7 protein-coding genes and 1 pseudogene are annotated in these 6891 nt (G+C 60.9%); 3 read left to right on the plus strand and 5 right to left on the minus strand.

Annotated elements, in window-relative coordinates; genetic code table 11:
- Window positions 1-320, plus strand: a pseudogene (locus AC2FNB_RS20040) (alanine--glyoxylate aminotransferase family protein); the annotation flags it as partial.
- Here AC2FNB_RS20040 and AC2FNB_RS20045 read toward each other — a convergent pair.
- Window positions 317-496, minus strand: a complete 180-nt coding sequence (locus AC2FNB_RS20045) for a hypothetical protein (protein WP_480749207.1) — start codon at window positions 494-496, stop codon at window positions 317-319. The pseudogene AC2FNB_RS20040 and the gene AC2FNB_RS20045 sit on opposite strands and share 4 nt — an antisense overlap.
- 72 nt (window positions 497-568) lie before the next feature.
- Complete coding sequence (locus AC2FNB_RS20050) at window positions 569-1675, minus strand: pyridoxal phosphate-dependent aminotransferase (protein WP_496748552.1); 1107 nt, start codon at window positions 1673-1675, stop codon at window positions 569-571.
- A 92-nt stretch (window positions 1676-1767) separates the two neighbouring features.
- Between AC2FNB_RS20050 and AC2FNB_RS20055 the strand changes: the two genes are divergently transcribed.
- Window positions 1768-2838, plus strand: coding sequence for an SMP-30/gluconolactonase/LRE family protein (locus AC2FNB_RS20055; RefSeq protein ID WP_496748553.1), 1071 nt, complete (start codon window positions 1768-1770; stop codon window positions 2836-2838).
- Window positions 2839-2914: 76 nt separating this feature from the next.
- Window positions 2915-3697: a crotonase/enoyl-CoA hydratase family protein gene (locus tag AC2FNB_RS20060; protein WP_496748554.1), complete on the plus strand. Its 783-nt coding sequence runs from the start codon at window positions 2915-2917 to the stop codon at window positions 3695-3697.
- Here AC2FNB_RS20060 and AC2FNB_RS20065 read toward each other — a convergent pair whose 3' ends face one another.
- The 3 genes from AC2FNB_RS20065 to AC2FNB_RS20075 form a co-directional block, all read right to left on the minus strand.
- Window positions 3698-4030: a DnaJ family domain-containing protein gene (locus AC2FNB_RS20065; protein ID WP_496748555.1), complete on the minus strand. Its 333-nt coding sequence runs from the start codon at window positions 4028-4030 to the stop codon at window positions 3698-3700.
- Between the two features lie 40 nt (window positions 4031-4070).
- Window positions 4071-5234, minus strand: a complete 1164-nt coding sequence (locus AC2FNB_RS20070; RefSeq protein WP_480749212.1) for a benzoate/H(+) symporter BenE family transporter — start codon at window positions 5232-5234, stop codon at window positions 4071-4073.
- 132 nt (window positions 5235-5366) lie between these two features.
- Window positions 5367-6891: class I tRNA ligase family protein (locus tag AC2FNB_RS20075; protein WP_496748556.1), on the minus strand; the 1525-nt coding region annotated here is incomplete at its 5' end.

The following is a 6891-nucleotide window of genomic DNA, read 5'->3' on the forward strand; positions in this document are numbered from 1 at the left end:
GATTCGGGATGAATGTCGCAGACCCGCGGCATCGCAGCCATGCTGTTACCGCGCTGCGGCTTTCCGACGGTCAGGGCAGCGCGCTCAGGCACTGGGTCGAGAATAATCTGGGGCTGACGCTGGGAATCGGATTGGGTATGGCGGCCCCTGATGGAACCGGGCGGGATGACTATTTCCGGTTTGGGCACATGGGGCACGTCAACGGGCAGATGGTTATGGGATTGCTGGGTGGGGTTGAATCAGGGCTGACGGCCCTGAATATCCCGCACGGCTCAGGCGCGTTAGCTGCCGCTGCCCATGTTCTGGCGGGCAAGCTTTAATGCGACCGGCGTGACAGCACAGTGATGCCGTGGTTGAATATCAGGCCGATCACGACGGCAGTCACGAACCCCCAGATCGCCCAGATTGCGACGAGTATCCACACCAAATTCACGCCCAACATGACCAGGGCTGCAACCGTATAGTCCGGCGCTCGTCCGATCTTGTGGTCGCGCATCTGCGCCTCCTGAATATCCTCCACCTACTATTTTAGAGGAATTCGGAGGAAAGTCAGGTAAATCCGGCGCGACTATGCCGACGCGGCGGCCAGTGCTTTGGGCAGCGCTGCCGCGAATGCGTCAAGATCACTTGTCGGTCCGCAACTGACCCGGATGCAGCGATTTTGCGGTGCGACGAAGGGCATGCGGACGAAAATGCTTTGATCGATCAGTGAGGCCAGTACCGCCTTGGCGAATTCACTATCCTTGCCGCAATCGATCGTGACAAAGTTTGTGGCCGAGGGGAGCGGGACAAGCCCGTTTTCATGGGCGATTTGTCCGATCCGCCGGCGCGCGAATTCGATCTGACCCAGAACATGACCAAGCCATTCACCATCGCGCAGCGCTTCCAGCGCGCCAGCCTGTGCCGACCGGTTCATGCCGAAATGGTTTCTGACCTTGTTGAAGGCCAAGATCAGTTCGGGTGCGCCTATGGCGTAACCCACACGCGCGCCCGCCATGCCATAGGCCTTGGAGAAGGTTCGCATGCGGATTATCCGGGGGTCGTCCGCAGCGATCTGCGCCGCAGTCCCATCCGGCGCGCATTCGACGTAGGCTTCGTCCAATACCAGCAAAGTGCCGTCGGGCAGGTAATCCAGCGCCGCGACGATCTCAGCCCCGCTGTGCCATGTGCCCATGGGGTTGTCGGGGTTGGCAAGGTAGACCAGCTTGGCATCCACTTCGGCAGCTTTGGCAAACAGCGCTACGGGATCTTCGCGATCGTCCAGATAAGGAACGGTGTGCAATACACCGCCAAAGCCCGCGACGTGATAGTTGAAGGTGGGATAGGCACCATCGGATGTCACCACCGTGTCGCCGGGCGCGACCATCAGCCGAACCAGATAGCCCAGCAGGCCGTCGATCCCTTCGCCCACGACGATGTGTTCCGGGCGAATCCCGTGATGCTCCGCCAGTGCCGCGCGCAGATCGTGATTCTCGGCATCGCCATACATCCAGATGCCGGCGGCGGTTTTCTGCATCGCCTCGACCGCGCGGGGCGAAGGGCCGAAGATATTCTCGTTCGCACCGAGGCGCGCGACAAAACGCGTACCGCGATGACGCTCTTGCGTTTCTGGGCCGACAAAGGGCACCGTGGCGGGCAGGGACAGGGCAAGCGGGGTGTATCTGGGGGCACGCATGTCGGCAGATAAACCCATGTCACAGGTGTGGGCAAGGCTTGCATGTGCCGACTTTCCCTCGCAGGCTGCTGCAATGAATCTGGAGGTATGGTTTGCGTATTCTGACTGTTCTCGCGGTGATCGGGCTAGCCTACCTGCTTTTGTGGCCCGTCCCGGTTGAACCGGTGGCCTATGAGCCTCCTGCCGCGCCTGGTTTCACCGGTGATTTTTCCGAGAATCATGCCTTGGACAGGGCGCAGCGCATCTCCCTTCCTGATGGAGAAATCGGCCCCGAAGACCTGGCCGTTATGCCGGATGGCACCGTCTATACCACTAGCCTGTCCGGGATTCTTTATCGGATCGACGGGCCAGAGCCGGTCGAGGTGGATCGTTTGGGAGGCCGGCCGCTGGGCCTTCGGGCAGGGCCGGATGGGGCGCTGTACATCTCTGACAGCTACCGCGGGGTAATGCGCTGGTCCGGGCCGGGCAGCCTTGAGACGCTTGTGGAGCAGATTGGCGGCGCACCGGTCATCTATGCCAACCAACTGGATGTGGGGCAGGATGGCACGGTCTATTTCTCAAACTCGTCCGACCGTTTCGACCCCGAGACGATGGGAGGGACCAAGCCGACCTCGATCCTGACGATATGGGAGCAATCCGATACCGGCTATGTCGCGCGCCGAAATCCGGACGGCGCAGTCGAAAAGGTGGCGAATGGGTTTGTTTATGCCAACGGGGTGGCGCTATCTCCAGAGGAAGATTTCCTGCTTATCGCCGAAACAGGTCGGGCGCGTATTCACAGGTTGTGGCTGACAGGCGACAAGGCGGGACAGCGCGAGGTGTTTCTGGACAATCTTCCGGGCTATCCCGACAATCTTGAGGCACAGGGGGACGGCACCTTTTGGGTGGCCTTCGCCAGCCCGCGTGTTCCGTCGGAAAAGCTGATGCCCTATCCCTTTCTTCGCAAGGTGGTCTGGCGGCTCGGGCCGATGGTGCGTCCTGCACCGATCCATCGCGGGATGCTGGTTCAGTTCGACGGCGACGGGCGCATCCTGCGCACGGTACAGGACCCTGATGGCAGGCTGGGGATCACAACGGGCGGCAAGATCGTAGGGGATCAGTTCTACTTCATGACGCTCGATTCGCCTTGGTTCGGCAGGATGCCTGCAGACGATCTGCCGTAATCTGCCCCGACGTTGCGGTGGAAGCCTGCGCGGGTTCGGGGCAAGATGAGGCGAAAACCCATAACCGGAGGTCCGCATGGCGCGCGTATCAGTCGAATACAAGGATCATATCGCCCACGTCACCCTGACCCGTGGCGACAAGATGAATGCGCTTGACGATGCGATGGTCAAGGCGATCCTCGCCGCCGGGCAGGAGGTCGGGGCCTCGGACGCGCGGGCGGTGGTGCTGTCGGGCGAGGGCAAAAGTTTTTGCGCAGGCCTCGACATGGCGAGTTTTGCGTCCATGGCGCATACCGATCCGACCGAATGGCTGATGAGCCGCAGCCATGGGGACGCCAACGAAATGCAGGAGCTGGCCCTTGTGTGGCGACGGATACCTGTTCCGGTCATCTGCGCGGTGCAGGGTGTTGCTTATGGTGGCGGGCTGCAGATCGCGCTGGGCGCAGATATCCGCATCGCCCATCCTGATAGCAAATGGGCGGTGATGGAAATGAAATGGGGTATCATCCCGGATATGGGTGGCATGGTCTTGCTGCCGCAACTGGTGCGTTCTGATGTCCTGCGCCTGCTGACCTATACCGCGCGCCCGATCAGCGCCGCACAGGCGGCAGAGTGGGGATTGGTGACCAGATTGTCCGACGATCCGTTGACCGAGGCACTTGCACTGGCCGAAGACATCGCCGGTCAAAGCCCGTCGGCCATCCGTGCCGCCAAGCGGCTGATCGAAGTTGCGGAAACCACGGAACGTGAACAGGTCTTGCTGGCGGAATCGCGCGAACAGGTTGAACTGATCGGCAAGCCGGATCAATTGGAAGTCATCGCCGCCCGTTTGCAGGGGCGCAAACCGGTCTTCAAATGATTACCGCATGAACGCGCGTCTGGCATCGCGGGCCATGTTGTAGCGCATCTCCAGATCAGCCAATCGCGCCATTGCGGCTTTTTGCGCGTCAGGATCAGTCAATTGCGCATACTGCGTGCGCGCCGTGTCTAGCTGTTTCTTGAACTCGAACTCTTCGGGCAGCACACCGGCCTGCGCCATGATCCGGTGACCGGCGGCGAGGGCCGGGTCGGTTTGAGCTTCGGCTGACCTGTCGGGGAGGGGTTTGCCTTCGCCGTCCAGTCCGTCAAGCTGGCCTTCGGCCTGTGCCTTTCTGATCTGGCGTTCAATGAGTCTGTCAAAAGCTTTGTGCATGAAATCACTTTATGCCGCTTAGAGACATGGCAAAAAAGTGTTATCGCACCCTGACTGAAATCAGATAGGTCAGACCACCGGCCAGCAATCCCCAGACCGCAGCGCCCAGCCCAAATACCGTGACGCCCGATGCAGTAATTGCAAAAGTCAGAATGGCGGCCTCCCGCTCGGTGGGTACCTCCAGGGCCGCGAAGATTGCGTTTGCCATCACACCGATCAGGGCAATGCCGGTCAGCGTTCCCATCAACAATGGGTCGGCATGCGCGGCAAATCCGGTGATGGCGACCGCGAGCACGCCAAAAATACAATAGAAGATCCCGGCCATGACCGCCGACCAATACCGCAGGGCGGGATCGGGGTGGCTGTCTTCGTTCGAACACATTGCGGCTGTGATGGCGGCAAGGCAGGTTGCCGGAGCACCGATGGGCGCGCTGAGAAGACTCGCAGCGCCAACCGACGAAAACAGGGGCCCGGGTTTGGGATCATAACCATAGCTGCGCAACACCGCGACGCCCGGTATGTTCTGCGTGGCCATGGTGACGATGAAAAGCGGCACCCCGATCCCCAGAGCGGAAGACAGCGAGAAACTGGGTGTGGTCCAGACTGGCGCAGCGAGGATTTGCTGAGGGATTACAGATGTATCGCCGGCATTCATGATCACGGTGACGGCAGAGGCCGCGACAGCGGCGGGCACTGCGAGCAGCCGGTTGAAACGTCCGGCGATGAACCAGGTCAGGATGACGGGCAATGCCTGCCAGGGCAGTTCGACCACAGCCTTGAAAGGTTGGATGCAAAGCGGCAACAGAACACCGCCCAGCATCGCCTGCGCCAGCGTCGGAGGAATGGCCGCCGCCAAACGGCCCAGCGGACGCCAAAGCCCCGCCAGTACGGTCAGCGCGCCCGCGCAGAGAAACGCGCCCACCGCACCGGAAAATCCGTCGGCAGGCGTTGCCGAGACGGCCAGCAGCGCGGCGCCGGGCGTCGACCAGGCGACGCTGACCGGTTGGCGATACCAGAGCCCCAGAACCACCGCCGCCAGTCCCATCGAAATCGCCGCGCTCATGAGGCCTGACGATGCTTGCTGCGGTGAAGCGCCCATGGCCGAAAGGCCCTGCAGGACAATGGGGAACGAGCTGAAGAACCCGACCACCGCCACCACGAGGCCGGTCGATACGGTTTGCATGGGGGGCAGGGTGCGCGTCATCTATACCTCGGAACGGATACAACAGGATAGCAACCGAAAACGGCGACAAGCAAGGTTAAGTGTCAGCACAGAAACAAAAATCCCCCGCGGGCCTTGGCGGGGGATTTGAGGATTTTCGAAAAGATGAAGAGATCAGGCGATTTCTGCAAGACGGGCCAGCGCCTCGTCGATCCGTGCCTCTTCCTCTTCGCGGGCGGCGAGGTTGGCCTTGGCCTCTTCCACCACCTCTTCCGGGGCTGAGGCCACGAATTTGGGGTTGTTCAGGCGACCGCGCAGACCGCCCAGTTCCTTGGAAAGTTTGCCCTTGGCCTTTTCCAGCCGGTCCTTTTCGGCACCGATGTCGATGATGTCCGCCAGCGGCAGGCCGAAAGAGGCGCCGGGGGCGGTGATCGAGATGGTGCCCTTGGGCAGCGTATCCGCCTTTGTCAGGCTGTCGATGCGCGCCAGACGCTTGATCAGCGCCTCGTTCCGGTCCCATGCCGCCTGCCCATGATCGTCGATTTCCGTAACGATCATAGGGACATAGAGACCAGCGGGCACGCGCATCTGGGCGCGGGCCGAGCGGGTGTTCTCGATCACCGAAATGACCCAGTTCATCTCGCGATCGGCGGCCTCGTCGATCAGGTCGGCGGCCTTGTAATCGGGCCAGTCGGCATGAACCAGCATCTTGGCGCGCTCGGCGGTGAGGCCCCAAAGCTCTTCGGTGACAAAGGGCATGATCGGGTGCAAGAGGATCATGCACTGGTCCATGACCCAGGCCATGGTGGCGCGGGTTTCTTCCTGTGCGGCGGTGTCTTCGCCTTGCAAAAGAGGCTTGGACAATTCCACGTACCAGTCGCAGACCTTGCCCCAGACGAAAGCGTACAAGGCGTTGGCGGCGTCGTTGAAGCGGTAGGTGTCTAGTGCGGCGTCGACCTCTTCCCGCACGCGGGCGGTTTCGCCGATGATCCAGCGGTTTACCGCGAATTGTGCATTTTGTACCTGTTCCAGAGACCCGACTGTGCGAATTGTACCATCGTAGACGCCGTTCATTTCGGCAAAGCGGACGGCGTTCCACAGCTTGGTGCCAAAGTTGCGATAGCCGGTGATGCGCTCGCGCGACAGTTTCAGCACGCCGCCGATTGCCGCCATCGAGGCGTTGGTGAACCGCAGCGCGTCGGCGCCGAATTCGTCGACGATCTCCAGCGGGTCGATGACGTTGCCGGTGGTCTTGGACATCTTCTTGCCCTTCTCGTCGCGGACGAGCTGGTGCAGGTAGACGGTGTGGAACGGAACCTCGTTCACCACGGCCAGTTGCATCATCATCATCCGGGCGACCCAGAAGAACAGGATGTCGAAGCCGGTGATCAGAACGTCCGTGGGGAAGTAGCGTTCCATCTCTTCGGTTTGCTCGGGCCAGCCTAGCGTGCCGATGGGCCAGAGGCCGGACGAGAACCACGTGTCAAGGACGTCGGGATCGCGGCCAAGAGTGATTGTCTTCAGCCCGGACGAGTGGTTGAATGAAACGCGCGTTCTTATGTTGTCCGCAGCCTCTGCGACGATGTTCCAATCACTGCCGTAATGTGCCTTTGCTTTCTCTACAGCTTCAGCTTCGCTTGCAGCACAGAAGAATTCAAAGTTGCCTTGAATTGTGTTGTCTTGGTCATCGGTTGGTAAG

It is taken from the genome of Ruegeria sp. BHSB058 (assembly GCF_059613285.1).